Source organism: Gordonia sp. 11cp (assembly GCF_057767225.1).
The window spans coordinates 462,612-488,694 of record NZ_CM173437.1 but is presented as its reverse complement, the minus strand read 5'-3'; the positions used below and the strand labels follow the sequence as shown (position 1 = coordinate 488,694).

The 26,083-nt window shown below is 67.0% G+C and carries 25 protein-coding genes; 16 read left to right on the top strand and 9 right to left on the bottom strand.

Going from position 1 to position 26,083, the window contains the following annotated elements:
* Nucleotides 1-8 precede the first annotated feature (8 nt).
* Nucleotides 9-1,055 carry an OB-fold nucleic acid binding domain-containing protein gene (locus AC3B6C_RS01940; RefSeq protein WP_488374704.1) on the bottom strand — a complete coding sequence of 349 codons (1,047 nt, stop codon included), beginning with the start codon at nucleotides 1,053-1,055 and terminating at the stop codon, nucleotides 9-11.
* A gap of 91 nt (nucleotides 1,056-1,146) precedes the next feature.
* On the opposite strand from AC3B6C_RS01940, the gene AC3B6C_RS01935 reads away from it, so the two are divergent.
* On the top strand, nucleotides 1,147-2,184 hold the full coding sequence (locus tag AC3B6C_RS01935) for an LLM class F420-dependent oxidoreductase (RefSeq protein ID WP_010840648.1): 1,038 nt from the start codon (nucleotides 1,147-1,149) through the stop codon (nucleotides 2,182-2,184).
* Nucleotides 2,185-2,253: 69 nt separating this feature from the next.
* The gene (locus tag AC3B6C_RS01930) at nucleotides 2,254-2,988 is read left to right on the top strand and encodes a PAS and ANTAR domain-containing protein (protein WP_083888994.1); all 735 of its coding nucleotides are present in this window, start codon (nucleotides 2,254-2,256) and stop codon (nucleotides 2,986-2,988) included.
* 48 nt (nucleotides 2,989-3,036) lie between these two features.
* Here AC3B6C_RS01930 and AC3B6C_RS01925 read toward each other — a convergent pair whose 3' ends face one another.
* Nucleotides 3,037-3,858, bottom strand: a complete 822-nt coding sequence (locus tag AC3B6C_RS01925; protein WP_488374703.1) for a crotonase/enoyl-CoA hydratase family protein — start codon at nucleotides 3,856-3,858, stop codon at nucleotides 3,037-3,039.
* Between the two features lie 110 nt (nucleotides 3,859-3,968).
* Here AC3B6C_RS01925 and AC3B6C_RS01920 point away from each other — a divergent pair, with 110 nt between their 5' ends.
* Together AC3B6C_RS01920 and AC3B6C_RS01915 are read left to right on the top strand one after the other, a co-directional pair.
* Nucleotides 3,969-5,594 (top strand): acyl-CoA synthetase, encoded by a 1,626-nt coding sequence (locus AC3B6C_RS01920; protein ID WP_488374702.1) that lies wholly within the window; start codon nucleotides 3,969-3,971, stop codon nucleotides 5,592-5,594.
* A gap of 23 nt (nucleotides 5,595-5,617) precedes the next feature.
* Nucleotides 5,618-6,757 carry an NAD(P)H-dependent flavin oxidoreductase gene (locus AC3B6C_RS01915; protein WP_055474383.1) on the top strand — a complete coding sequence of 380 codons (1,140 nt, stop codon included), beginning with the start codon at nucleotides 5,618-5,620 and terminating at the stop codon, nucleotides 6,755-6,757.
* A gap of 21 nt (nucleotides 6,758-6,778) precedes the next feature.
* Here AC3B6C_RS01915 and AC3B6C_RS01910 read toward each other — a convergent pair whose 3' ends face one another.
* The 7 genes from AC3B6C_RS01910 to AC3B6C_RS01880 form a co-directional block, all read right to left on the bottom strand.
* A complete protein-coding gene (locus tag AC3B6C_RS01910; RefSeq protein WP_488374701.1) occupies nucleotides 6,779-7,531 on the bottom strand; it encodes a YoaK family protein in 753 nt (250 codons plus the stop codon).
* Between the two features lie 274 nt (nucleotides 7,532-7,805).
* Complete coding sequence (locus tag AC3B6C_RS01905; RefSeq protein ID WP_488374700.1) at nucleotides 7,806-8,402, bottom strand: hypothetical protein; 597 nt, start codon at nucleotides 8,400-8,402, stop codon at nucleotides 7,806-7,808.
* 143 nt (nucleotides 8,403-8,545) lie between these two features.
* A complete protein-coding gene (locus AC3B6C_RS01900; RefSeq protein WP_488374699.1) occupies nucleotides 8,546-8,815 on the bottom strand; it encodes a hypothetical protein in 270 nt (89 codons plus the stop codon).
* A gap of 276 nt (nucleotides 8,816-9,091) precedes the next feature.
* On the bottom strand, nucleotides 9,092-9,424 hold the full coding sequence (locus tag AC3B6C_RS01895) for a hypothetical protein (RefSeq protein ID WP_488374698.1): 333 nt from the start codon (nucleotides 9,422-9,424) through the stop codon (nucleotides 9,092-9,094).
* 446 nt (nucleotides 9,425-9,870) lie between these two features.
* Entirely contained in the window at nucleotides 9,871-11,400 is a 1,530-nt protein-coding gene (locus AC3B6C_RS01890) for a long-chain-fatty-acid--CoA ligase (protein ID WP_488374697.1), read from the bottom strand.
* A complete protein-coding gene (locus AC3B6C_RS01885) occupies nucleotides 11,397-12,521 on the bottom strand; it encodes an acyl-CoA dehydrogenase family protein (RefSeq protein ID WP_488374696.1) in 1,125 nt (374 codons plus the stop codon). The genes AC3B6C_RS01890 and AC3B6C_RS01885 overlap by 4 nt, the downstream gene beginning before the upstream one ends.
* Before the next feature lie 94 nt (nucleotides 12,522-12,615).
* Nucleotides 12,616-13,818 carry an acyl-CoA dehydrogenase family protein gene (locus AC3B6C_RS01880; protein ID WP_010840636.1) on the bottom strand — a complete coding sequence of 401 codons (1,203 nt, stop codon included), beginning with the start codon at nucleotides 13,816-13,818 and terminating at the stop codon, nucleotides 12,616-12,618.
* A gap of 147 nt (nucleotides 13,819-13,965) precedes the next feature.
* On the opposite strand from AC3B6C_RS01880, the gene AC3B6C_RS01875 reads away from it, so the two are divergent.
* From AC3B6C_RS01875 to AC3B6C_RS01820, 12 genes are all read left to right on the top strand, one after another.
* On the top strand, nucleotides 13,966-14,160 hold the full coding sequence (locus tag AC3B6C_RS01875; protein ID WP_010840635.1) for a ferredoxin: 195 nt from the start codon (nucleotides 13,966-13,968) through the stop codon (nucleotides 14,158-14,160).
* Between the two features lie 82 nt (nucleotides 14,161-14,242).
* Nucleotides 14,243-15,133, top strand: coding sequence for a 3-oxoacyl-ACP reductase (locus AC3B6C_RS01870; RefSeq protein WP_488374695.1), 891 nt, complete (start codon nucleotides 14,243-14,245; stop codon nucleotides 15,131-15,133).
* A 63-nt stretch (nucleotides 15,134-15,196) separates the two neighbouring features.
* Nucleotides 15,197-15,961 (top strand): MlaE family ABC transporter permease, encoded by a 765-nt coding sequence (locus AC3B6C_RS01865; RefSeq protein ID WP_010840633.1) that lies wholly within the window; start codon nucleotides 15,197-15,199, stop codon nucleotides 15,959-15,961.
* Between the two features lie 3 nt (nucleotides 15,962-15,964).
* Entirely contained in the window at nucleotides 15,965-16,816 is an 852-nt protein-coding gene (locus tag AC3B6C_RS01860; protein WP_010840632.1) for an MlaE family ABC transporter permease, read from the top strand.
* 57 nt (nucleotides 16,817-16,873) lie between these two features.
* A complete protein-coding gene (locus AC3B6C_RS01855; protein WP_044507199.1) occupies nucleotides 16,874-17,995 on the top strand; it encodes an MCE family protein in 1,122 nt (373 codons plus the stop codon).
* Nucleotides 17,988-19,046 carry an MCE family protein gene (locus AC3B6C_RS01850; RefSeq protein ID WP_488374694.1) on the top strand — a complete coding sequence of 353 codons (1,059 nt, stop codon included), beginning with the start codon at nucleotides 17,988-17,990 and terminating at the stop codon, nucleotides 19,044-19,046. Before AC3B6C_RS01855 ends, AC3B6C_RS01850 begins: the two co-directional genes overlap by 8 nt.
* Nucleotides 19,043-20,263: an MCE family protein gene (locus AC3B6C_RS01845; RefSeq protein ID WP_010840629.1), complete on the top strand. Its 1,221-nt coding sequence runs from the start codon at nucleotides 19,043-19,045 to the stop codon at nucleotides 20,261-20,263. Before AC3B6C_RS01850 ends, AC3B6C_RS01845 begins: the two co-directional genes overlap by 4 nt.
* A 1-nt stretch (nucleotide 20,264) precedes the next feature.
* Entirely contained in the window at nucleotides 20,265-21,539 is a 1,275-nt protein-coding gene (locus AC3B6C_RS01840) for an MCE family protein (RefSeq protein WP_010840628.1), read from the top strand.
* Nucleotides 21,536-22,813, top strand: a complete 1,278-nt coding sequence (locus AC3B6C_RS01835; protein WP_488374693.1) for an MCE family protein — start codon at nucleotides 21,536-21,538, stop codon at nucleotides 22,811-22,813. The genes AC3B6C_RS01840 and AC3B6C_RS01835 overlap by 4 nt, the downstream gene beginning before the upstream one ends.
* Entirely contained in the window at nucleotides 22,813-24,246 is a 1,434-nt protein-coding gene (locus AC3B6C_RS01830) for an MCE family protein (RefSeq protein WP_010840626.1), read from the top strand. Before AC3B6C_RS01835 ends, AC3B6C_RS01830 begins: the two co-directional genes overlap by 1 nt.
* Complete coding sequence (locus AC3B6C_RS01825) at nucleotides 24,243-25,169, top strand: hypothetical protein (RefSeq protein WP_488376200.1); 927 nt, start codon at nucleotides 24,243-24,245, stop codon at nucleotides 25,167-25,169. The genes AC3B6C_RS01830 and AC3B6C_RS01825 overlap by 4 nt, the downstream gene beginning before the upstream one ends.
* Nucleotides 25,169-25,855, top strand: coding sequence for a hypothetical protein (locus tag AC3B6C_RS01820; RefSeq protein ID WP_488374692.1), 687 nt, complete (start codon nucleotides 25,169-25,171; stop codon nucleotides 25,853-25,855). Before AC3B6C_RS01825 ends, AC3B6C_RS01820 begins: the two co-directional genes overlap by 1 nt.
* The last annotated feature ends 228 nt before the right edge of the window (nucleotides 25,856-26,083 follow it).

Below are 26,083 nucleotides of genomic sequence, written 5' to 3'. Positions count from 1 at the left end.
GTCCTTCATCACAGGTGGGCGCGGTAGGTGTCGTACTCGGCGTCGGGCTCTCCGGTGGGTGCGAAGTGACTGATGTTGCCGATCGAATACTCCCACTCGTCTTCGGGAAGCCAGACGGCCTTGACGCGCATACCCATTCGGACCTCGGAGGCCTCACAGTCCAGGATCAGGTGCAGGAACGGGATGTCAGCGCCGTCGAGGAGTACGTACGCCGCCACGTAGGGTGGCTTGATCCGCTGGCCCTGGAAGGGCACGTTGACGATGCAGAACGTGGTGACGATGCCGGTGTGGCCCAGCTCGACACGTTCGGACGCGGGCGAGCCGTCGGCGGGACTGACCCCGCGAGGTGGGAAGTAGACGCGTCCGGCGTCGACTCCCGAACCGATGCGCGTGCCGATCAGCTTGCCCGCCTTCAGTCCTTCGAGATAGACGGATTCTTCTTCGTTGGCCGAGTGCGTGATCTCGGTGCTGACCGGGGTGGGGATGACGACGAGCCCAGTCTCGGCGCCCTGGGGGGCCTCCGCGGTGTTGGCCGGAGCGGTGGCGGGCTCCTCGCCGGGCGCGAAGTACGCGATGTCGTCGATCCGGCCGATGCGTGCCGCGCCGAACACGGCGTGAACCCGCAGGCCGGTCGCCAACGCGTCGGGTGAGTCGGCCGAAACCGCGTGCAGCAGTGTGGTGTCCGCGCCGTCGAGACGGATCAGCGCCCACGCGAACGGCGTGTCCAGCGGCTGGCCCGGCGTCGGCTCGGGGTTCCACGTCCAGGTGGTCACCGTGCCGACCGTCGACACCTCGACGAACTCGGCGGACTGCGCGCCGGTGACGGGATCGAACTCGACCGGGGGCACCGACACCTTGCCGTCGCTGCCCTTGGACCCGATGATCCGGCCGTCGCGCAGCGCGAGCGCGAACTGACTCAGAACCGGGCCCAGCGACCGTGTGTAGTCGAAGGAGTTGGTCAGGGGAGCGGTCAGGATGGGGGACTTCGGCTCGGGCACCTCGGCGACGGGATGTGGCGTGTCGGGATTCGGGGCGGCCGGAGACGTTACGCTCATGCTCACATCTCGAGTAGAACACGTTCTAGTATTGGACACAAGGTGCATGTCAGGCCGTGGGAACGCGCGGCCGGGTGAGGAGGGAGTGCCGGTGAAGCTCGGTCTGCAACTGGGGTACTGGGGTGCCGATCCGATTCCGGGCGCGCCCGCGTTGATCGCGGCCGCAGAGGAGTGCGGGTTCGACGCGGTGTTCACCGCGGAGTCGTGGGGCTCCGACGCCTACACCCCGCTCGCGTGGTGGGGCGCGGCGACCTCGCGTGTCCGGCTGGGTACCGCGGTGGCCCAATTGTCGGCGCGTCCGCCGACCTCGCTCGCCATGCACGCGCTCACCCTCGACCACCTCTCCGGTGGCCGGCACATCATCGGACTCGGGGTGTCGGGTCCCCAGGTGGTGGAGGGCTGGTACGGCGAACCATTCGCAAAACCGCTGGCGCGCACGCGCGAATACGTGCGTGTCGTGCGGGATGTGCTGGCCCGGCAGGACAAGGTGACCAGCGCGGGTCCGCACTATCCGCTGCCGTACCCGGCCGACGCACCCGGGGCGACCGGACTCGGCAAACCGCTCAAACCGATCACCCACCCGCTGCGCGCCGACGTGCCGATCTGGCTCGGCGCCGAAGGGCCGAAGAACGTCGCGCAGACCGCGGAGATCGCCGACGGGTGGCTGGCCATCTTCTTCAGTCTCGGTCTCGCCGACCAGTACAACTCGTGGCTCGACGAGGGTTTCGCACGGCCGGGTGCGCGTCGCTCGCGGGAGGACTTCGAGGTGGCCGCGACCGTGCAGGTGGTGATCACCGACGACGTGGCCGCCGCCATCGACCGATACCGGCCGTCGACCGCGTTGTACGTCGGCGGAATGGGCGCGAAGGAGAAGAACTTCCACGCGGAGCTGTACAAGCGGATGGGCTACTCGGACGCGGTCGACGAGATCGTGAGCCTGTTCCTCGGCGGCAAGAAGGCCGAGGCGGTGGCCGCCGTGCCCGACGAGATGGTCCGCGAGACGATGCTGGTCGGCACGGCCGACGAGGTACGCGCCCAGATCAAGGAGTGGGAGGCGGCCGGCGTCACGATGCTGATGGTGACCGCTCGCGACGCCGAGACGATCCGCGAACTGGCGACGCTGGTCTGATCCCCCTCCCGAACGCGGGTGCCCGCCGAAATCCATCCTCGAGGCCTCGCCGGTCATAGAATTCTCCGCGTGCAGCACGATGACCACGACCCTCGTTGCGAGGACGCCGACCACGAACGGGGCGCCCTCCCGGCGAGGCGTCCGGACAAGACGTCCGACCGCATGCCGTCGGGAATCCGACGCATCGGCGACTTCCGCTTCTTCTACGAGGGTGAGAAGTGGGAGTGGTCCGATGAGGTCGCCGCGCTGCACGGCTACGGACCAGGTGAGGTGGAGCCGACCACCGAACTCATGCGCCGCCACAAGCACCCCGAGGATCGTGCCCACTTCGACGCGATGCTGGCCGAGATGCTCACCGATCACGCACCGTTCTCGAGTCGCCACCGCATCGTCGACACGTCGGGGCGGGTCCGCCCGGTCGCGGTCATCGCCCACTCCATCACCGACGCGACCGGGGAGACGATCGGCACGGAGGGCTTCTATCTCGATCTGACCGACGCCGAACTGGCCGTGGTACAACGGCGCGTCGACGACCAGGTGCGGGCCTTCCGCGACAGCAGCGGGGTGATAGAGCAGGCGAAGGGCATGCTCATGCTGGTCTACGGAGTCAACGCCGACCGCGCATTCGATGTGCTCCGGTGGCGGTCTCAGCAGGAGAACGTCAAGATCCGGGACGTCGCCGCGGCCCTCATTGTCGAGATCCAGGCGAGCCTGCCCCTGGAGAATCACCACCGTCGGCGCCTCGACGAGATCGTGCTGCGCGCCCGTAGGTCGTCGGGGAGTTCATCGGACGTCGTCCACTGAGCACCGACGCGCACCGGGCATGCTGCTCGACCGGACTGCCCGGTGGCGCTACTCCCCGGTGAACTCCGGCGCGCGCTTCTCGGCGAACGCGCGGGGTCCGACCTTGGCGTCTTTCGACTTGAAGACCGAGATGCCGATCTTCGCGTCGATCTCGAAGGCGTCGAGTTCGTGCAGGCCCTCGGTGTCGCGGATGGTCTTGAGGATGCCCTGCACCGCGAGAGGGCCGTTGGCCGCGATCTTCCCGGCGAGTTCGAGCGCCTTGTCCAGGGCGGTTCCGTCGTCGACGACGTGGCCGATGAGGCCGTACTCGAGCGCCTCGCGCGCGGTGATGTGGCGGCCGGTCAGCAGGATGTCGCAGGCCACGGTGTACGGGATCTGCCGGACGAGACGAACCGCGCTCCCGCCCATCGGGTAGAGGCCCCAACGAGCCTCGGAGACACCGAATTTGGCGCTCTCGCCGGCCACCCGGATGTCGGTGCCCTGCAGGATCTCGGTGCCGCCGGCGATCGCCGGCCCCTCCACCGCGGCGATGAGCGGCTTGGTGAGCCGGCGACCCTTCAGCAGAGCCGGCAACGAGGCCGGATTCCAGGCGCCGGAATCGACCGTGTCGCCGGGGGCGTTCTTGTTCATGCTCTTGAGGTCGGCGCCCGCGCAGAAGTATCCGCCCGCGCCGGTGAGGATGGCCACGCGGATGTCGGGGTCGGCATCGACCTGATCCCACGCCTCGGTCATGATCCGCATCATCTCGGTCGAGAGCGCGTTACGCGCCTCCGGGCGGTTCATCGTCACGATCAGGATGTGCCCGCGCTTCTCGACGAGGCACTCGGGCGCCTTCTCGGTGACGGACTCGGCGGGGGTTGCTGTGGTCATCGCTGCACTCCGGTGTCGCTGGGCTCGGGTGGTGTCACCGTGCTCAGGTGATCGCGGCGGCCGTGTTTTGCCGCTTGCCCAGAACGATAACACGTTCTAATTTTGAAGCCATGGCCTACACGATCGCCGACCTCATCGAGCATGCCGTCGACCTGGTTCCCGAGCGCATCGCGCTCGAGTCCGGTGACCGCACGCGCTCCTACGCCGAACTGGAGGCGCGGTCGAACGCCCTCGCCCACAAACTGCGGGAACTGGGCGTGCAGCCGGGCGACCGGGTGGGCCTGTACAGCAGGAACACCATCGAGTCGGTCGAGGCGATGGTCGCCATCTTCAAGGCGCGCGCGGTGATGGTCAACGTCAACTACCGCTACGTCGAAGCCGAGCTCGAACACATCTTCACCGACTCGGGGATGAAGGTGCTGATCCACGAACGCAGCTTCGCCACACGCGTCTGCAACACGTTGCCGAAATCGCCCGATCTCGAATACCGCATCGTCATCGAGGACGGGTCCGCCGAAGAGCTGTGCTGTGCGGGCCACAGCGATGCGGTCCGTTTCGAGGAGGCGATCGCGGCGTCGTCGGCCGAACGCGACTTCGACGAACGCAGCGACGATGACCTGTACATGCTCTACACCGGGGGTACCACCGGGAAGCCGAAGGGCGTGGTGTGGCGGCAGGTGGACGTGTGGCGCGTCCTCGGTGGCGGAATCGACTGGTACACCAGCGAACCCGTGCCCGACGAATGGCATCTCGCCAAGACCGGCGCCGAGGGCGGGCAGCTCGTCCGCTATCCGATCCCGCCGTTCATCCACGGCGGGTCACAGTGGGCGATCTTCCAGTCCCTGTTCGCCGGCGGAAAAGCGGTGGTGTACCCCGAGTTCAGCGGTTCCGCCGCGTGGGACATCGTCGAACGGCACAAGGTCAACGTCGTGTTCATCACCGGAGATGCGATGGGGCGACCCATGATCGAGGCCCTCGAGAACGGCGGCGAGCGCGATCTGTCGAGCGTGCTGTCGATCGCGTCGTCGGCCTGTCTCTTCTCGCCGAGTGTCAAAGAGCAGTTCCTCGACCGTTTCCCGAACTCGATCATCATCGACGCGATCGGGTCGTCGGAGACCGGTTTCGGCGGGATGGGCGTGGTCGCCAAGGGCACACCGCACACCGGGGGACCGCGGGTGAAGGCCGACAGCGAGACCCACGTCCTGCGGGAGGACGGCACACCGGTCGAGCCCGGCAGTGGTGAGGTCGGCGTCCTCGCCCGTTCCGGACATGTACCGCTGCGCTACCACAACGATCCGGAGAAGTCGGCCAAGACGTTCAGGATCTTCGACGGGGTGCGGTACTCGTTGCCCGGCGACAACGCCGTCCTCGAGGCCGACGGGACGATCACCATGCTCGGCCGAGGCTCGGTGTCGATCAACACCGGTGGCGAGAAGGTGTTCCCCGAGGAGGTGGAGGGGGCGCTCAAGGCCCACCCGGACGTGTTCGACACCGTCGTGGTCGGTGTGGCCGATGATCGGTGGGGCCAGCGCGTGGCTGCGGTCATCGCCACCCGGGACGGCGCGCGACCGTCACTCGCGAGTCTCAACGACGTCGTCCGAAAAGAACTCGCGGGCTACAAATGTCCGCGCAGCGTGTGGTTCGTGGACGAGATCAAGCGTTCTCCCGCAGGCAAACCCGACTATCGATGGGGAGCGTCGGTCACCACCGGGCGTCCCGCCGACGAGGCGCAGTAGAGCGCCGGAAGCGAGCTGACATCATGCGTACTGAACTGGCCGAGAAGTTCGGCATCGAGTACCCGATCTTCGGATTCACCCCCAGCCAGGATGTGGCGGCGGCGATCAGTCGCGCCGGTGGGCTCGGGGTGCTGGGTTGTGTCCGCTTCAACGAGGCCGACGAGCTCGACGAGGTCCTGGAGTGGATGCACGAGAACACCGACGGCAAGCCGTTCGGCGTCGACGTGGTGATGCCCGCCAAGATCCCCACCGAGGGTTCCAAGGTCGACCTCGATTCCATGATCCCGCCGGAGCACCGCGCATTCGTCGAACGCACGCTGGACGATCTGGGTGTGCCGCCCCTTCCCGGTGGTGATCGGGTCGACGCCGGTGTGCTCGGCTGGCTGCACTCGGTCGCGCGGTCCCACGTCGACATCTCGATGGAGCATCGTCGTAAGTACGGGCAGATCAAGCTGATCGCCAACGCGCTGGGGTCCCCGCCGCCCGACGTCATTCAGACCGCGCACGACAACGGTGTGCTGGTGGCCGCACTGGCCGGCGCGAAAGACCATGCGCTGCACCACGTCGAGGCCGGCGTGGACATCGTCATCGCGCAGGGTTACGAAGGTGGCGGGCACACCGGCGAGGTCACCTCGATGATCCTGTGGCCCGAGCTCGTCGACGCGGTCGGCGACACCGCACCGGTTCTCGCGGCCGGTGGCGTCGGTAGTGGCCGCCAGATCGCCGCGGCCATCGCGCTCGGCGCCCAGGGGGTGTGGATGGGGACGTACTGGCTGACGGCCGCGGAGTACAAGCTCGGCGTGCCCGAGGGCTCCGACAAGCCGTCCACCGTCCAGCAGGCACTGCTCAAGGCGACGTCGCGCGACACCGTGCGCCGGCGAATCTACTCGGGAAAGCCTGCGCGACTGTTGAAGACGGCCTGGACCGATGCGTGGGACGCCGACAACGCGCCCGAACCCCTGCCGATGCCGCTGCAGAATCTCCTCGTCGCCGAGGCGCATGCGCGTATCTCGGCGGCCGACAATCCCGATGTCGTCGCGATGCCGGCCGGTCAGATCGTCGGGCGGTGCAACGCGATCACACCGGTCGCCGACCTCATCGCCGACCTCGTGAGCGAGTACGACGAGGCCGTCGGACGGATGAACAAGACGCTGGGCGGCTGAGGGGCTGAGCGCAACGTCATGTCAGCGGACATCGGCACGCAAGAATTTCGGATGATCCAGGCGCCACGTGATCGCCGCCGCGACAACCGCGACCACGGCCAAGGTCAGCAGCGAGTTCCGTTCGTCGAAGGCGTTGAACAGGAGGCCGCCGAATCCTGCGCCGGCCAGGAATCCCGCGTAGGTACTCAGGTGAGCGACCCATCCCCATCGTTTGACGCCGGCCACGTGTAACCCGGCACCCTGGCCGATTTTCACCAACGTGCCGGTCACATAAGACAAGGGCATGACGACCTCGCCCTTGCGGCTGATCGAGGTGTTGAGTGCGCCGAGACCGAAGGCCAAGCAGAGGACAGGGCCGGCGCCGAATTCGCGATTGCCGTTCTCCAGGCCGATGTCGATGAGCCATGCCGCGATCGTCGAACCCGCGGTCAGCATCGTCGCCCCGTGCCGGGCCTTGCGCCATATATACATCCGCGCCAAGGTGGCCACGAACACGCCGAGAACGAAGACGATCACGGTGACCAGAGCTGTGAAACCGAGACGATGCGCCCCCTTGATGTGCTCGAGCACCAGCCGTTCGCTGTTGCCCGTCATGAAGGTCACGTACCAGCCGGAGGAGTACAGCCACGCCGCGGCGCCGGTGGCGCCCGCCAACGCGGCGAGGACGGCTGCGAGAACCATCTCCCGCCCGTCGTAGAACGGGCCCAGCAGCTGTTTTCGGGTTGATTCGCCGCGGGAGTCGGCAGTGGATGCGGTGCGTTCGACAACGGTCATCGGTTGGGCTCCAGTCCTGCCAGTAGGGCTGTGGTCGCGATAGGCCTTCGAACGGGAATGTGTAACTCGGCAGCACCGGCGGTCGGTCCCGTCGGGGAAGCCCGAATTGGGCAGTTCCCAACTCCCAGAGCACCCTAAGTCGGCCGTCAGCGCCACGTGAGTCCAACCACATGCCGGTCCAACCGGGCAATACGTCACCAATCGAGGTGTCGGCGGAACCCCCGCATCGGAACGACCGTTGCGGCGAACGATGGTGACCGGTGCGACGGTCGAACTATGGCGAGGTGTACTCGCCCCACAGGTCGTCGACGATGTCAGCGACGTCGGGCGGGAGGCAGCTCGCATCGGGGCACGGCCCCGGCGGCATGGGGGTCGGTGCGACCAGGGTGCCGACTTCGGCGGGAAGTGTCAGCCGCGCGGTTCGCGCGGTCGACGGCTTTCCGGTCGGGCCCAGCGTGCCCCACTGTTCGACGCCGTCCACCCCCGGCACGGTCGTGCATCCCCAGTAGAGGTCGTAGGCGCCATCGGGAAGGGCGGTGGACCCGCTCGGGCCCTCGTCGGTGAACACCTCCAGTGCCACGGTCCGCGTGCCGCCCGGCGCGATCAGCGCGCGCGGGTCGACCGGGTTGACGTAGCCGAAGGGTGGCCGGGACTCGCTGTCGGCTACGGACCCGGCGGGCAGCCCGAACATCTTGCACCCGATCACCGCCGCGGACCTGTTCGTGATGGTCACGGTGGCGGAGTTCCCCGACGCCGACGGCGTGATCGTCACATCGCCGGGTGCGGCGTTCGCGGCTGTCGGAAGCAGCGCGATGGTGGCTGCGCATGCGAATGCGGCTCCCAGCGTGCGGAGCAGGTGTCGACCTTGCATGGAATCGGGGCCTCCCGTCGAGCGTGCTGGTGCCAGTGTCGCCACCGGGAGCGCAAGCCCGCCACCAATGGACACATTCCCCATCGTCTGACGGGCACAGGTGTCGAACCGTGGTGGGTGTGCGAGGCGGCGGTGTCGCTTCCTCAGACGCCGGCATACACGAGCAAACCCGCGAGAACCAGCACGTAAGTTAGGCTGCCGGCCACGAGGCCGGTGCCGATCTGGCGAGATGTGCCGGTGGCGACCATAATCGCCGCGCCTAGGACAAAGAGAAACAGAAACAGCAAGACGTTGGCAACCCACACGAACAGAAACGTGCACGGTGCCGCCACCAACGTCAGGATTGTTGTGAGCGGCGTTGTCGGCCCGAAGAATCGTGTATCGGGTGGCTCGTCACACGGCTTCACGTCCATCCCCCGTAGGGGATGACGGCCACACTCATGGTCACGGTAGCTGTGGCGATCGCGACCACCCAGCTGCGCGCAGCGGGACGTTTCGTGAGGGCTAGGACGCACGCGGTGGCTAGCGAAGTCGTCACGAGAACGGGGAGAACGCCTGGAGTGTAGGAATTGAGCGCGGCGAGAAAGATCGCGACGGCCAGAAGCAACGACACGAGTGTCTGTGCCGCGTAGCTCAATTGGGTTGTCCTGGGAGAGCCTTCAGACACGGAGGCGGCGTCGTCATTCACTTCAATGTGACGTCTTTGAGTTGGGCGGAGCCGACAAAGACGACGTCGTGGACGGGCCGTCGTCTGTCTTGAGATGTTCGACGAAGATCAAAATGCCAAGTGCGGCAACGAAGGTGAGGTACGCGACAGTGATCCCGGTGCCGACTTGCCGAGCCACCCCTCGATTCGCCATGAGCGCAATGCCGACGAATACGAACACGATATTGAGCAATATTCCGATCACCCACAGGTAATTCACCGCGATCAAAGCGAAAGCAATCGCGGCGACGGAGATGTAGGGCGTCACCGGTCCAAAGAACCTGCTGTCCAAGTGACGGTCGTCGGCATCTGTCACATCACACCTGCTATCAGGAACACGGGAACTGCGGCCGCGACGACTACGCCTCCCCATGACCGGGTGCGATGAGGTAGGGCAAGGGCGCATCCGATCAGTAAGGTCGCCGTTGCCAGCACCAACGCTACGGCCACTCGGTCATCGGCGAATAGGAACGGGATGCCGAAATTCGAACACAGAAGAGCGACCACGGTTGCCGTTTGGGCGGCGAACACGCGTTGACCAGCCTGGTCGATGGGTGTTGGGTCCGCGGTCGAATCTGCCATCGTCTCCCCCCGAGAGTGTGCGTAGAAGCTAGCACGGTCGGCGCGTACCGGACTGCGCGCTGTCAACGTAGTGCGTGACGATCGAGAATGGGGAACAGCATCCACAAGTACGCCGGAATCCGTATGACGTTGTGCCCGGAATCCGGGCACAACATCATACGGATCGCGGGGGTCGAGGCTCTACGTGCCGGCGCGGTAGGTCCCGCCGTCGCGCCGCCACGTGGGCGGGGTCGTGTCGGAGGCCAGCAGGCGCTTGACGGTCTTGAAGGTCGCCGTCTCAGGGAGTTCGGCGACGATCCGCACCCGGTGCGGCCACTGTTTCGGCCCGAGATCGTCCTGGGCGGAGAGGAACTCGGAGAGATCGTCGGCGGTGAGTCCGTCGGCGACGAGGACCGCCTCGATCTCGTCGCCGATCTCCACGGGCACGCCGTGCACGGCGGCCTGCCGGATGTCCGGATGCCGCAGCAGGATTCGCTCGATGGGTCCGGTGCCGATGTTCTCGCCGTCGACGCGCAACCAGTCGCCGAGGCGTCCGGCGAAGTGCAGGTACCCGTCGTCGTCGGCCCAGGCGAGGTCGCCGGTGTGATAGATCCCGTCGCGCAGGCGTTCGGCGGTGGCGCCGGGGTCGTTGTGGTAGCCGGCGAAGAGTCCGGGCCCCGAGAGGTTCACGATCTCACCGACCACGCCGGCCGGAACGGGCTCACCGGTCTCGACGTCGACGACCGCCGTCGGTGCACGCAGCGGGCCCAGGGCATCGTCGGGTGTGTCGGGGGTCCGGGTGATGGCCACCCCGCCCTCCGTGGACCCGAAACCGTCGACGACGCGGCAGCCGAAGCGCTCGGCGAACCGGCGCCGGTCGCGGGCCGACGCCTCGTTGCCGTACATGACCCGCAGTGAACTCGTGGCGTCGTCGGGGTGGGGCTCGGTCGCGAGGATGTAGTTCAACGGTTTGCCGACGTAGTTGGCATACGTCACGCCATACCGGTGGACGTCCGCGACGAACCCGCGCGCGGAGAAGCTGCGCCGCAACGCGATCGAGGCGCCGCCGGACACCGCGACGCACCACCCGGCGATCATCGCGTTGGAGTGGAACATCGGCATCGAGAGGTAGGCGACGTCATCCGGGCCGAGACCGAAACGTTCGGCGAGCATCGGGCCGCTGGTGGCGAAGGTCCGGTGCGTACATCGCACCGCCTTGGGATCGCCGGTGGTCCCTGAGGTGAAGATCAGCATCATGAGGTCGTCCGGTGCCGGTTCGGCGAGGGGCGCCGGGTCGCTCGCGGTCACCGCGGCCGTCCATTCGGGTGAATCGACGTCGACGACGCGAGCTTCGCCGAGCTCTAGGCCGTCGAGCAGATGCCGGGTGTCCCCGTCGCACAGCACGATCTGGCAGTCGGCGCGGGCGATGTCGGCGGCTAGGGCGTTGCCGCGGCGTGTGGTGTTGAGACCGACCAGCACGAATCCGTGGCGTGCCGCCGCGGCGAACAGCGCGCTGAACTCCGGGGTGTTGGCGAGCAGGACGCCCACGTGGCGTGGGCGATCATCCGACAACCGGCTGCGCAACACCCCGGCTCGCCGTGCCGCGCCGACGAGATGGTCTGCCCACGAACAGAACCCGCTCTCGAACCAGACCCCGCGATCCTCGACCGCGGCCAGTGGCGCGAGTAGGTCGGCGACCGTGCGGGCCCGCACCGCGACCGGCTGGTTCACGCCGGCGCGGCGGCCAGTTCGGCTCCGATGACCCGCACCGACGCGGTGGCCGAGCCGAACGCGAACTCGTTGTGCTTGGCGCGCAGGAAGTATCGGTGCACCGGGTGGCTGGTGTCGAGGCCGACGCCACCGTGCACGTGCACGGCCGTGTGCGCCACCCGGTGGCCGGCCTCGGCGGCCCAGAACTTGGCCGTCGCGACCGCGTTCTGCAGCTCCGGCGTGTGGCCGGTCGAGTGGTCGAGCAGCCAGGCCGCCTGCGTCGTCGTGAGTGCCAGCCCCTGCGCATCGATGTACCCGTCGGCGAGCCGCTGGGCCACCGCCTGGAACGACCCGATGGCGCGACCGAATTGCTCGCGCTCGCGGGCATACTCGGCGGTGAGTTCGAGTCCGCGTTCGACGATGCCGGTCTGTTCGGCGCAACACGCCAGGGTTGCGCGGGCCACGAGTGTCGCGGCCGTGTCGGCGCCGCCGGCGAGGACGGCGTCACCGGACACCGGCGTGCTGTCGAACTCGACCTGAGCCGAGGGGATCAGCCCGGTGGACGGGGTGGGGGTGACGACGACCCCCGGGGCATCGGCGGTCACGACCACCGCGACGACGCCGTCGGGTCCGGATACGGTGACCACGAACATGTCCGCGGCCTCGGCATAGGGAACGTCGACCTTGACCCCGGTGAGTGTTCCCTCCGTCGACAACGTGGCGGTGGGGGAGCGCAGGTCGGTGGCCAGGTCTTCCTCCACGGCTACCGTGAGCACCGCGTCACCGGTGGCTCCGGCGGCGAGGACCCGGTCGCGGAGCTGCGCCGAACCCTGGGCGGAGATCACCGGCAGGGCGGCGATCGCGTGGGGACCGAACGGCACGCGGGCCAGTGCCCGGCCGAGTTCGGTGGCCACGAGCGCGTTCTCGACGACGCCGAGATCGCCACCGGCATCACCGACGGCTTCGGACGACAGCTCGAGGCCGAGGAGTCCGGCACCGCCGAGTTCGCGCCACAGGTCCGCGTCGAGCGCGGCACGCGTGGCCTCCAGGTCGGCGACCCGTTCGGGGGTGCTGATCGACGTCGCGATGTCGCGCGCGAGGCCGCGGACGTCGGCGCCGGATTCGGGAAGCGAGAAATCCATGGTGTGTCTCCATGTTCGGGGTGCGGGGTGGTTTCGATACGCCGCGTGCTCGCTGCGCTCGCTCGTGGCTACTCAACCAGCGGGGCGGGCTCTGTCAGCGACGCTGGTGCGGCAGGCCGAGTGCGAGCATGGCGATGATGTCGCGCTGGATCTCGTTGGTGCCGCCTCCGAAAGTGAGGATGAGTGAGGTGCGCTGGAACCGTTCCAGGCGTCCGTTGAGGTGGGCGCCCGTGCTGCCGGTACGCAGCGTCGCGGCGGGTCCGACGACCTCCATCAGCAGTCGATAGGCCTCGGTGGCGAACTCGGTGCCGTAGACCTTCGTCGCCGAGGCATCGGCCGGACTCGGCGATCCGCCGGAGCTGGCGACCGAGGCGATCTTCCAGTTGATCAGCTTGAGGAACTCGACCTTGGCATGCACTCGGGCCAGATTCTGCTGCACCCAGGGGGCGTCGATGACCCGATGACCGTCGCCGGTCTTGGTCTGCTGTGCCCACGCGACCGTCTCGCGCAGCGCGGTCTGGATCGGTGCCGCGCTGCACAGCGCGACCCGCTCGTGATTGAGCTGGTTGGTGACCAGCGGCCACCCGCCACCCTCTTCGCCGACGATCGACGACGTGGGCACGCGGACGTCCTGGTAGTAGGTCGCGCTGGTGTCGACCCCCGACATGGTGTGGACCGGCGTGTAACTGAAGCCCTCGGCGGTGGTGGGCACGATGAGCATGGAGATGCCCTTGTGCTTCTTGCCGCCGGGTTCCAGCGTCGACGGATCGGTGCGGCAGGCGAGCCAGATGTAGTCGGCGTAGGCGACCAGGCTCGTCCACATCTTCTGACCGTTGATGACGTAGTCGTCGCCATCGCGCACCGCGGTGGTCCGCAGGGCGGCGAGATCGGTGCCGGCGCCCGGTTCGGAGTACCCGATCGAGAAGTGCAGCTTGCCGGCCGCGATCCGCGGCAGGAAGTACGCCTTCTGTTCGGCGGAGCCGTAGTTCATGATCGTCGGCGCCACCGAGTTGATGGTGAGGAACGGAACGGGCGCACCCGCGATCGCTGCCTCGTCGGTGAAGATCAGCTGGTCCATCATCGACCGGTTCTGACCGCCGAACTCGGTGGGCCAGCCCAGGGCGAGCCAGCCGTCGGCACCCATCTGGGCGACGACGTCGCGGTAGGCGTCGCCCTCGCCGAGTTCGCCGTCGCCGCCGGACAGGGCGGCCCGACGATCCTCGGTCATGAGGCCGGAGAAGTAGTCGCGGAGTTCCCTACGGAGCTCGGCTTGTTGGTCGGTATAGGCGATGCGCATCGACACTCCAAGGGGTGGATCGGCTAGCGTCCGGTCCCGGCTTATGGTCAAGTTGACAGTCGAAGTACTCGTGCACTTCTGAAACACGTTCTAACCTGTTCTCACAGCCCAGTCAACAGGCGACCCATCGACGAGGAGACGGTTCCGATGCGTATCAAGGCAGATTTCGACCTGTGTGAGTCCAACGCCATCTGTGTCGGGATGGCGCCGGACTTCTTCGACCTGGATGACAACGACTACCTGGTCATTCTTCAAGAGGACATCCCCGCCGACCGCGTCGAGGAACTGCGTCAGGTCGCCGCCAACTGTCCGAAGTCGGCGCTGGCCGTCGTGGAGGACTGATCCGGGCGAAAATGCGGTTCGGTTCCATCCGTTCGTGAATCATGCTAGAACAGGTTCTAGTTTTAGCTCAGGAGGATGTCGGGTGGGTTACTCGTTGGACGGTCGCGTCGCGGTCGTCACCGGTGCAGGTGCAGGACTCGGTCGCGCGGAGGCCATCGGATTGGCCGCCGAGGGGGCCGCGGTCGTCGTGAACGACCTCCCCGCGGCGCTCGAGCAGAGCGACGTGATCGACACGATCACCGCCGCGGGTGGCCGCGCGGTCGCGGTGGCCGGCGACATCGGCGAATCGGCCACGGCCACCGCGATCCTCGCGACGGCGACCGAACAACTCGGCTCGCTCGACATCGTCCTCAACAACGCGGGCGTCGTGCGCGACAAGATGCTGTTCAACATGACCGACGACGAGTGGGACCTGGTGATCCGCGTCCATCTGCGCGGTCACTTCCTGCTCACCCGAAACGCCGCGTCGCACTGGCGCGCGGAGTCGAAGAAGGCGGGCGGTCCGGTCTACGGCCGGATCATCAACACCGCGTCGGAGGCCGGCCTGCTCGGTCCCGAGGGGCAGGCCAACTACGGTGCGGCGAAGGCGGGTATCACCGCGCTCACGCTGTCGGCGTCGCGTGCCCTCAAGCGATACGGCGTGCGCGCCAACGCGATCTGCCCGCGGGCACGGACGGCGATGACCGCCTCGGTGTTCGGCGACGCCCCCACCGAGGGCGTGGATCCCCTCGACCCCGAGCACGTCGTGCGGCTGGTGTCCTACCTCGCCGGCCCCGACTCCGACGCGGTCACCGGCCAGGTGTTCGTCGTCTATGGCCCCAAGGTCACCCTGATGGCCGCGCCAACGGTCGACGAGGTCTTCGTCGCCGAGGGCGACGCGTGGTCTGCGGAGGACCTCGCGAAGACCCTGACGGGTCACTTCGCCGACCGCGATCCGGGACGCACATTCTCGGCAAGCGCTCTGGTCAACTGACCAATTCGGGTCAATTGTGCGTGATAGGTTTCGCGATGGTGCGAGGGTGAAGGGGGGCCGGAGGTGCTGAGCAAACTGGCCACACCCTTGAGCGGAATCGGGGATTTCGTCGCGCTCGGGGTCGAGTCGGCGCGCGAGTTGTTCCACCGACCGTTCCAGTGGCGGGAGACCGTCGAACAGTCCTGGGCGATCGCCCGCGTGTCGATGGTGCCCACGCTCCTGGTCGCCATCCCGTTCACGGTTCTCGTCAGCTTCACGCTGAACATCCTGTTGCGCGAGATCGGCGCTCAGGACCTCTCGGGTGCGGGTGCCGCGCTCGGCACGATCACCCAGATCGGTCCGATCGTCACCGTCCTGATCGTCGCCGGAGCGGGCGCGACCGCGATCTGCGCCGACCTCGGCGCCCGGACCATCCGCGAAGAGATCGACGCCATGAAGGTGCTCGGCATCAACCCGATCCACCGTCTGGTCGTGCCCCGCATCGTGGCCTCCACCGGGGTGGCGCTCCTGCTCAACAGTCTGGTCTGCACGATCGGCATCGGTGGCGGCTTCATCTTCTCCGTCTACCTCCAGGACGTGAATCCCGGTGCCTTCGTGGCCAATCTGACCCTGCTCACCGGCTTCGGCGAGTTGATGATCTCGATGGTCAAGGCCGCGCTGTTCGGCTTGTTCGCCGGGATGGTCGGCTGTTATCAGGGGCTCAACGTCAAGGGTGGCGCGAAGGGCGTCGGCGATGCCGTGAACGAGACCGTCGTGTACTCGTTCATGGCGCTGTTCGTCGTCAACGTCGTCGTCACCGCGGTCGGTCTCAAGGCAACGGCGGGCTGAGCGATGGTACTTCCGTTCACCACCCGGTTCCGGACCGCGCGCGTCGCGGTCAAGAGGGCCGGCGAGGACTGGGATCAGATCGGCGACCAGGCGCTGTTCTACTGGGACAGCGTCGTGTCGATACCCCGCGCGATCCAGCACTACAAGAAGGAGACGCTGCGGCTCATCGCCGAGATCTCCATGGGCACCGGCGCGCTGGCGATGATCGGCGGCACCGTCGTGGTCGTCGGATTCCTGACGCTGTTCACCGGCGGCACGATCGCGGTCCAGGGCTACAGCTCGCTGGCGAACATCGGCGTCGAGGCACTCACCGGCTTCTTCTCGGCGTTCATCAACGTGCGCATCGCCGTCCCGGTGATCTCCGGCATCGCGCTCGCCGCGACCATCGGTGCCGGTGCGACCGCACAGCTCGGTGCCATGCGGGTCTCGGAAGAGATCGACGCACTGGAGACGATGGCGATCTCCTCCATTCCCTATCTGGTGTCCACGCGCATCATCGCCGGCCTGATCGCGATCATCCCTCTTTACGCGCTGGCATCGCTGGCATCGTTCCTCGCGAGCCGGTCGGCGACGGTCTTCCTGTACGGACAGTCGCCCGGCGTCTACGACCACTACTTCGACACGTTCCTCATACCGTCGGACATCCTCTGGTCGTTCGTGCAGGCGATCTGCATGGCGGTCGCGGTCATGCTGATCCACACCTACTACGGCTACAACGCCTCGGGCGGGCCGGTCGGCGTCGGCGTCGCCGTCGGGAACGCGGTCCGCGCATCGCTCGTTGTTGTGGTCGTGATCACACTCTTGACCTCCCTCGCCATCTATGGCGCCGATGGCAAGTTCAACCTGGCGGGCTGAGTCATGAGCAGGAGACAAGAGCGTTCACGGGTCACCCGCCGAGCGGCGGCAGTCGCCATGGTCGCGGTGCTGCTGGCCCTGATCATCGGGGCGAGCGCGTCGTTCCTCGGTGCCTTCAAGGGCACCCAGCAGGTGACCCTCGTCGCGCCCCGAGCCGGGCTGGTGATGAACCCCGACGCCAAGGTGAAACTGCGTGGCGTCGAGGTGGGTCGGGTCGCCGAGATCTCCGAGCGCGGCGGCGACGCGATCCTGACCCTCGACATCGCCGACGGCGACATGGCGAAGATCCCCGCGAACGTGGCGGCCGACATCAAGTCGAACACGATCTTCGGCGCCAAGGCGGTCAACTTCGTGGTCCCCGGAGAACCCGAGGGCACGCTGACCGCGGGAGCCGAGATCCCCGCCGACCGGGTGGTCGTCGAACTGAACACCGTCTACCAGCAGCTCGTCTCGGTGCTCGCCCAACTCCAGCCGGAGAAGCTCAACGCAACCCTCGGCGCGATCAACACGGCTCTGCAGGGGCAGGGCGACGAGATCGGCGACGCCCTCGAGCAACTCACCGCGCTGCTCGGCAAGACCAACCCGCATCTGCCCGCCCTCAACCGGCTGTTCCGGGAAGGCGCGACCGTCACCAATGTGTACGCGGACTCGATGCCCGACCTGCTGCGGACCGTCGACAATTTCACCGTCGTCGGGAACACGTTGGTGGACAACACGTCCAACCTCGACGCGCTGCTCATCAACGCCACCGGGATGGCGAACACCATCGACGGGGTCATCGCGCCGTCGAAGAAGACACTCATCGGTGCGCTGTCGGACCTCGACCCCATCGCCGCGCTGCTGGGTTACAACGCCCCGGGGATCAAGTGCTTCCTCACCGCCAGCGCGATCGCCTCCGAGGTGGCGGCGCCGTTCCTCGGTGAGCGCAACGGCATGCTGATGCTCGACGCCGGCCTGCTGCCGGGCAAGGATCCCTACGCCTACCCCTACGACCTGCCGCGGGTCGGCGTCGAAGGGCCGCCGACGTGCCAGGGCGGGCTCAGCGATCCCTCCTCCGCGGTGCCGGCACCGTTCTACGTCGGCGACAACGCGCCGCAGCCCTATCAGCCCAGGACCAAGCCGAAGGCGAACTCGCAGAAGCTGTTCCAGATCCTGTTCGGAGAACCGCCCCGTGGATAACCGCGCTCGCGCGTTCCGCGCGACCCTGATCAAACTGGGTGCCTTCACCGTGGTGATGGTCCTGGTGTTCGTCGCGCTGGTCGTCGTCTTCAGCCGCTATCGTTCCGGCGCGTCGAACGAGTACAGTGCCGTCTTCACCAGCGCGTCGGCGATGAAGTCGGGCAGCAAGGTCAAGATCGCCGGCGTCGAGGTCGGATCGGTCGGTGACGTCGAACTGAACCGCGACAACGATGCCGTGATCACGTTCAGCGTCGACCAGAAGTATCCGCTCCCGGAGTCGGCCCGCGCGCTGATCCGGTACGAGAACCTCACCGGCGACCGGTATCTCGAGTTGCAGCAGGGGACGGGCAACACGTCGACCTTCCTCGCCGACGGTGCGCAGATCCCGGTCGGCCAGACCGAGCCCGCGCTCGACCTCGACAAGCTCGTCGGCGGCTTCAAACCGCTGTTCCGGACCTTGGACGCCGACGACGCCAACGCGCTCACCAGTTCGCTGATCGCGGTCTTCCAGGGGCAGGGCGGTGCGTTGAACACTTTGCTGGGCAACACCGCGTCGTTCACCGACTCGCTGGCCGACCGCGACCAGTTGATCGGCGACGTGATCAACAACCTCAACACGACCCTCGCCACGCTCGACGGCGACCGGGAAGGCCTGGACACCAGCGTCGACCTCCTGCAGCAACTGGTCACCGGGCTCGCCGAACAGAAGGCCACGGTCGGCAACGCACTGACGCAGACCTCGCGCGTCACCAACGGTCTCGCCGATCTGCTGGCCACCACCCGGCCGACCCTGCAGTCGATGGTGACCAACACCGGACGGGTCTCGGAGGAGTTGCTGGCCTCGGAACCCTTCATCCGCAACCTGATCTCGCGACTTCCCGAGGACTACAAGACGTTGTCGAACCTGGGCTCCTACGGTGCGTGGCTGCAGATCTACTTCTGTCGCATCCGCCTGATGCTCCCGGCGCCCGGGGGGCAGACGATCCTCTACACCTCGAACAACGTGATGGGCAACACCACGACGGCCGGCGGAAGGTGTGACGGCTCATGAGTCTTCCGTTCGGAGGTATGTTCTCGAGCCGCAGAGCCGAATCCGACGAGGCCGACGTCGCCCGCGAGGTGAAGCGCGGGCAGCGAAGCCGCGCGCAGGTCGGCGTCATCGGCATCGTCGTGATCGGTCTGGTGGTGATCACCGCGATGCAGATGGACAAGCTGCCCTACATCTCGCCGATCAGCACCTACACCGCCTATTTCGACGACGCGGGCGGACTCACCAAGGGCGACATCGTCACCGTCTCCGGTGTCCAGGTCGGCACGGTCGAGTCGATCGCACTGGCCGGCACCGACGCCGGGACCAAGGTCGAGGTCGGATTCCGCATGGACGACACCGTCCAGATGGGGGCGGACTCCCAGGCCGCGATCCGGACCGAGACCGTGCTCGGCCGACGCAATCTCACCGTCATCCCGCACGGCGGGGACCGGATCAAGCCCGGTGGCTCGATCCCGGTCGGCAACACGATCTCGCCGTATTCGCTGCAAGACGCGCTCGAGGGCGCGACGGACACCGTGGCCGAGACCGACACCGAGCAGCTCAACGAAGCGCTGAACACGCTGACCATCACCTTCTCCGAGACCCCGGATCAGGTGCAGGGAGCGGTCAACGGTGTGGCGCGACTGTCGAAGGCGGTCGCCGACCGCGACAACGAGTTACGGGCGCTGCTGGCCAAGGCCAACCAGGTCAGCAAGATCGTCGGCGACCGCAACGAGCAGATCAACCGCCTGCTCGTCGACGCCAACGCCCTCGTCGGCGAGATCGAGATGCGGCGCTACGCGCTCAACCAGTTGATCAAGGGAATCGGCGACGTCACCGCTCAACTGCGGGGTTTCATCGCCGAGAACAATGCGCAGCTGACGCCGGTCCTGCAGAAGTTCGACCGCGTCGCGACGATCCTCACCGATCAGGAGAAGGAACTGAAGGAGACGATCGACCGGCTGGGGCCGTTCGCCAACACGCTCGGCGAGGCGGTGGCGTCGGGTCCGAACTTCGATTCGCTGGTCGGACTCAACACCTTCGGCGACTACACCGCGGTCTTCCTCAACGCATTGCGCGGCCGGTACCCGCAGCTGTGGCAATCGTTCATGTACACCGCCTTCCCCCTCCTGCCGGATGGCTGGCAGCAGGGACCGCCGGTGGGCAGCGATCCGCCGCGCGGACCCCTGCCGAGGCCGACCTATCCCACGCCCGCGCCGACCACGAGGGGGAGGTGACATGACCGTCGGAAGTATGACCATCGGGCGCAAGGTGCTCTTCGGTGTGCTCGCCGTGGTTCTCGCGATCGCCCTGATCCTCGTGGGCTGGAAGGTGTTCACCAAATCCACGACGAACACCTTCACCGCCTATTTCGGCGGTGTCGCCAGTCTCTACAAGGGCGACCCGGTCCGGGTGCTCGGTGTGAACGTCGGCAGTGTCTCGGCGATCACCCCGCGCGAGAACGACGTGAAAGTCGAACTGCGCGTGGACAAGAGCGTCGACATCCCGCAGGACGCGAAAGCCGTCATCGTCGCACAGAGTCTGGTCTCGGGCCGGTTCGTGCAGCTGACGCCGGTCTACTCGGGCGGGCCGCAGATGTCCGACGGCGCCGACATCCCGATGGATCGCACCGCGGTGCCGATGGAGTGGGACGACATCAAGGCCCAGCTCACCCGGCTCACCGAGGCCATCGGGCCGGAGGGGGCCGATCCGGGGTCGGCGGCCAAGGCGGTCAACGTCTTCGACGAGAACCTCGAGGGCAACGGGGAGGCGATCAACGCCTCGATCCGCGAGGTGTCCGACGTGATCGGCACCCTCGCGGCCGGCAGCGGCGATCTGTTCGCCACCATCCAGAGCCTGCAGAAGCTCACCGACGCACTGTCGGGCAGCCACGAACAGCTGGTGCAGTTCAACGGCCGGATCGCCTCGGTCAGTTCGGTTCTCGCGGACAACACGACCGAACTCGATGAGGCGCTGAAAGGCCTCGACGCGGCGATGACCGACGTGCAGACCTTCATCGACACCAACCAGACGGCGCTGTCGTCGTCGGTGGAGCGCCTGGCGGCGAGTACGAAGATCGTGGCGGACAAGGACCAACAGGTGCGCGGCGTGTTGCATTCGGCGCCCAACCAGCTCGCGAACTTCTACAACATCTACAACCCGCTGTCGGGTTCGCTCTCGGGTGTGTTCGGTCTGGGCAACGGCACCAACCTGATCACGCTGCTGTGCGGGTCGATGGAATCGACCAAGCGACCCGGCACCACGATGGCCGACGTCGACAAGTGCGTGGAGATCCTCGCGCCCGTCCTGTCGTCGATCTCGATGAACTACCCACCGTTCCTGACCAATCCGGTGCAGGGCCGCAACGCGACACCGAGCCAGCTCCAATATCAGAACGCGAGCGTTCGCGCGCGTGCGAACGCCGGTGTCACCCGGTTGGACAACGAGACCCGGCGTGACAATCGGGGCAGTCCGCTCGAGGATCTGCTGGTCCCGTTCGGAGGTGACCGATGAGGCCGGCACGCCTGCGCGGCGGGCTGGTCACGGGCGCGGCATCCCTCGCGCTGATCCTGGCCGGATGTTCGTTCGACGGCCCCAACTCGCTGCCGGTCCCGGGCGCCGAGGGCACCGGTGGTGGTTCCTACGAGATCACCGCCCTGATCCCGTCGGCTGCCGGACTGGTCAACAACGCGCCGGTCCTCATCGACGACGCGACGGTCGGGAGCATCGGCGACATCGAGGTGGAGGACTGGAACGCGCTGGTCACCATCCGACTCAACGACGGTGTGATCGTCCCGCGCGGGTCGCACGTCATGGTGGGGCTGACGAGTGTGCTGGGTTCGACGCACCTGGAGATCGTGCAACCGGCCGAACCCGAGGGTGGCCGGCTCGAACCGGGCGACCAGATCCCCCTCACCAAGTGCCCGGAGCAATCCAACATCGTGCCGGACCCGTCAGTGCCCACGGTCCCCGACATCAATGCGGCACAACAGGTGTCGGCATGCACCTATCCCAGTACCGAACAGGTGCTGAGCTCACTGTCGGTGGTGCTCAACGGTGGTGGACTGTCGCAGATCGGCGACATCGTGCACGAGATGAGTGAGGTCTTCGGCGGACGCGAGGACCAGATCAAGGAACTCATCCCGCGGCTGAACACACTCGTCGCCGATCTGGATGCGCAGAAGGGCAACATCATCCGGGCCACCGAAGGACTCGACCGGTTGTCGCGCACCATGAACGAGCAGGCCGGCACCATCGAACGCGCGCTCGCCGACAGTCCCCAGATACTGCAGCTGCTCGTCGACCAGCGTCAGCAGTTCCTTGACACGCTCGGCTCGGTCGCGACACTGTCGAAGACCGCCAACGACATCCTCGATGCCAACTCCGAGAACATCGTGACGATCGTGGAGGGCATCGAACCGGCCCTCGATCAGCTCCAGGCCGCCGGTCCCGCGATGACGCAATCGCTGAACATCCTGCTGACCTTCCCGTTCTACGAACCGACGATCCGGACGATCGTCAAGGGTGACTACGTGAACTCGGACCTCGTCCTCGATCTGACCCTCGAACGCCTGAACAAGACGATGTTCGCCAGTCTCGGCGTCACCGGTCCCGAGGGCGTCTTCGGTCGTCCGGCCGGCGCCGCCGCGCGCGGGCTCGACCCGTTCATCGCGCCGCTGCAACCGGGTGGTGAGCGGTTGCCCGACTCGACCGAACCGGTTCCGGCGAACATGATCCCGCGGAGTCCGGCGGTCACGCCGGTCCCGGCGGCGGGAGGTGGCCGCTGATGAAGATCACGCGATTCGTCCGGATGCAGCTGATGCTCTTCGCCATCGTGACCGTGGTCGCGATGGTGGTGATGGCGCTGTTCTACATCCGCATCCCGTCGATGTTCGGGGTCGGTAGCTATCAGGTGCAGCTGCTGCTGCCCACCAGCGGTGGCCTGTACCAGAACGCGAACGTCAGCTATCGCGGCGTCTACGTCGGCAAGGTCGACTCGGTGCAGCTGACCGACACCGGTGTCGAGGCGATGCTCACCATCGAGAACGGTGCGGAGATCCCGGCGTCGTCGACCGCGTCGGTGCGCAGCGTCTCCGCGATCGGCGAGCAGTTCGTGGAGTTCACGCCGGACCCCGAGGCCGGTGAGTCCGGAGAATTGCTGCAGGACGGTGCCACGGTCTCGACCGACAAGGTGCCGGTGGAGATCTCCGCGATGCTCGATCAGGCCGACCGGTTGCTCGCCGAGATCGGTGACACTCGGCTGCGCTCGCTCATGGACGAGGCCTTCGTCGCGTTCAACGGCACGGGGGAAGCGCTCCAGCGGCTGCTCGACTCGATGGTCCTCTTCGTCGACGAGGCGAACAAGAACACCGACACGACGATCCAGCTGGTCGAACAGGGTGCGCCGCTGCTGGCCACCCAGTCGCGCACCGCCGACGCCATCCGATCCTGGACGCGGGACGTCACGGCGTTCACCGACCAGCTCCGCGCGAACCGGCCCGAGATCGGCGACATCCTGCGGAAGGGGCCGGCCACCGCGTCGAAGAGCCAGGAACTCTTCGAGTCCCTCGGTGCGTCGTACCCGCTGCTGGTCTCGAATCTGGGGACCATCGCCAAGACCCAGGTGGTGTACCTGCCGAACTGGAAGCAGGTGCTGGTTCTCTATCCGCGACTGGTCAGTTCGCTGATCACGGCGCTGAACACCGGAACCACGCGGTTCGGTCCCAACGTCAACTTCTCGCTGGCCTTCCAGGACCGGCCGCCGTGCAACATCGGCTTCCTGCCGAAGGAGGACTGGCGCTGGCCCTCGGAGCAGACCGCCCGTGAGTTGCCGCCGGGCATGCTGTGCCGGGTGCCGCAGAACTCTAACATCGCCGTCCGCGGCGCCCGCAATTACCCGTGCGCGGAGTTCCCGGGACGACGGGCGCCCACCCCGGCTGAGTGCGAAACCGGCTATGTACCCAAGCCGGGCTCGGTCGACCCGTTCCAGAGCGGACTGCCGTTCGGGCTGAAATGGCAGCCGGCCTCCTCCGGTACCGTGACACCGGGCACACCGAAGGACTTCGACGCGGAGCCCGCGGTGTACGCCACGACATACGACCCGGACTCGGGCAACTTCATCGGACCCGACGGGAAGACCTACAACGCCGGGGCCGGCAGCGATGAGCAGGGACAGAGCAGTACATGGCAGACGATGATCAGCGGGACGGTCGCCCCGTGACCCCGGACGGGCCCGGTACGGCATCCCCAGATCGCACCGGCACGGATCGCACCGGCACGGGTGACAGTCGGAATACGAAGCGGCCCGTGCGGTCGGCTCCGATCAGGCGTGGTCGTCCCGCCGGCAAGAAGCCGTCGAAGTCGTCGACGCCGACCGCGCCGGCTCCCGCACCCGACGACCCCGCAGCCACAGATGGGGACGCCGACAAGCCGTCGCCGGCCACCGGCGATTCCGCGCAGGACACGACGTCGACGGTGTCCCCGCCGGAGTCGAGCCAGCGGACCGACGCCGAACCACCGATCGCGCCCGACCCGTCCGAGGTCGAGAAGACCGTCAGCTACCGAGAGCGCCGACGAGCCCGGACGGCTGCGGCGTCGTCGAACGCCCGGGCACCGAAGGGCAAGCGCCGCATCCGTTATCGCGGTTCCGGCCGTCGCTCGCCGCGGACGATCGTGGGTGTCGTGGTGGCGCTCGTGGTCATCGTGGTGTGTGCCATCGCGTCGGTGGTGTTCGCGCTCGGTATCGCGCGACAGGACCGGACCGACGACCTGCGTGCCGAGTATTCGGCGTTCGCGTCGCAGGTGCTCGTGAACCTCACCAGCATGAACCCCGACACCGTCGACCAGACGCTGACCTCGGTGCAGGAGGACACCAGCGGCAAGGTCAAGCAGGAGGTGGAGACCAACATCCAGCAGGTCGCGGCACTCGTCCGGGACGGCAAGCTGGAAACACGGTCGCTCATCCTCAGCTCCGCGGTCACCAAGGCCGAACCCGACGAGGGCTCGGTCATCATGGTGTTCGGCTGGCACCAGCGGTCCCTCGACGGCGAGGTGCCGTCGCAGGAGAAGGTCTTCCGCTGGCGGGTCGACATGACACGGATCAACGGCGACCTCAAGATGACCGACTTCGAGTGGGTGGCGTGATGGCGTCGAAGTCGAAGTCGAAGTCGAAGTCGAAGTCGCGATTCACGGTGGGGAAGGGGCGTCTCGGGCTGATCGCGCTCGGTGTCGTGCTGGTCGCCGCGGTCGTGGCGACAGCGTTCCTCGGGTTCCGTTTCACCCAGGGCCGCGCCGTCGAGGATGCGCGTGCATCGTCACTCGTGGCGGCTCGTGAGTATGCGACGACGATGTTCGGCTACAACGCCGAGAACGTCACCGAGCACATCGATCAGTCGATGAGTGTGCTCACCGGGCCGGCCAAGCCGGAGTACACGAAACTGATCACCGACAACAACCTCGCCGCCGAGGTGCGCAAACAGTCGGTGGTGTCCGAGGTGACGATCCAGGACGCGGGCGTGGTGACCAACACGGCCGACACCTCGCAGGTCCTGATCTTCATGAACCAGTCGGTGACCCGCGGCAACAAGGAACTCGTCAGCATCAATCCGTCGCGGCTGACCTTCGACATGAAGCGCGAGGGCGACCGCTGGCTCATCAACGCCATCGAGGTCATCACCGACGACACGTTCCGATCGAAGATCGAGGTCGTCGAGTCGCTGCCCCCCGACGCGAAGCCGGTACCCGCCCCGAGTTCCGCGCCCACAGCGACGCCGTCGGGGACGCCATCGGTGGCCCCCGGCCCCGCCGGAGCGCCGGTGCCCACCCCCTGACCGCGTTAATCCGTTGCGGCGCGCCGCAATCGGGCGTACTTTCGCGGGTACACAAGGAAGGAGGTGGTCTGATAGTGATTTCTCATCGGACATGTGAGGTGACCATCCGCTAGCAGTTGACCGTGTGGCATACGTGTCGCACCGAGACGGGATCCATCCGTCGGTCGGCGCAAGCGAATACCAGGTGGTCACCCGGCCCCCGCATCCCGACCCGGTCCGGTCGGCGCA